At 52.5% G+C, this 1,295-nt stretch carries 1 protein-coding gene; it reads left to right on the plus strand.

Annotation, left to right across the window (positions count from 1 at the left end):
• A partial coding sequence (locus CAN34_RS14175) for a transferrin-binding protein-like solute binding protein (protein WP_165767592.1) occupies window positions 1-1,295 on the plus strand: 1,295 nt, incomplete at both ends.

Genomic DNA, 1,295 nt, shown 5'->3' on the forward strand with positions numbered 1-1,295 from the left:
CTGCACTGGCCTCAGGGGGTGGCAATGCAGCCGCCCTACAAGCCGAAGTTGATCGCAGACAAGCCGCCCTTGAAGCCGCCAATGCCCAAACCATTGCTGCTCAGCAAGCACAGGCCGCCGCTACTGCTCAAGCTGCCGCCCAAGTAACCGCTGCTCAGCAAGCTGCTCAAGCTGCCAAAGACGCCTTAGCCGCTGCCACCATTAAGAACGCCCCTGAATCGAAGAAGAGTGGTGCTCAGTCATTGAGTATCGATCCATCATCTGCTGGCCTACCTAACGCCTTTACCGCTACTAGCCGTGACTTTAACGCCACCAGTAACAGCGTTGAAGCCCGAGCAGACACTGCATCAGGTGGTCTATTACCAATCGTCAACGTAACCACCTCTGGCGCAGATGATACCAACTTACAAGGCGGTTTTAAATCGCACAATGATAGCACTGATATTACAACCGCCCTTGGTGTTTTACCGCTGACTTATACCTCAACCTATAAAGACTTTGGCGATGACATGCGCATCGGTCACATCGACGGTGCAGCAGCCCTTGGCATAAACCAACTCCCAGTAAACGGTGTCGCTGTGGTTGGTAATGCCACTCAAGCGGCGAACGTTCCGACTGAAGGCAAAGTCAACTATAGTGGCGATGCAACCTACCGCAAACTGGGTTTAGATCAAGCCATTGAATTTGGCTCCTCAGCATTCACCGCAGACTTTGTTGCGAAAAACCTAAAAGGTGATTTGGCATTCACTAAAGCCGGTAAGATTGGTATTAACGCTGACATTAACGGCAATCAATTCTCAGGTACTGCTGCTAATAATGCAGGCTATACAACCGAAGGTGGATTCTTTGGTGGTGATGCCCAATACCTAGGCGGTGTATATGAAGGTAATGGCGCTCAAGGTACTTATGGTGCAAAGAGTGACAAACAAACGACCGCAGAGCAAGCCGCTATTAAAGCCCAAGCGGATGCTGATAAAGCCAGTGCTGCCTTAGCAGCCGTACAAGCTGCTGCTGATAAAGCCACCGCTGCCGCTGCTAAAGCCCAAGCCGATGCTGTCAAAGCCCAAGCTGCTTTAGAAGCAGCAGAAGCTGCCTTAGCCAATGCCGGAACCGGTGATGGGGGTCTGGCTGCTGCATTGGCTCGCGCCGAAGCTGCTGAAGCTGCTGAAGCCGCGGCTTTAACCGCTGCAACAACTGCAGAAGCTGCTAAAGATGCCGCATTGAAAGCTCAAGCCGCCGCGGAAGGTGCTGCAGAAGCTGCGAGAATTGCGGCAACTAAAGCCATTGGTGATGCT

Source organism: Psychrobacter sp. DAB_AL32B (assembly GCF_002224105.1).
GTDB lineage: Bacteria > Pseudomonadota > Gammaproteobacteria > Pseudomonadales > Moraxellaceae > Psychrobacter.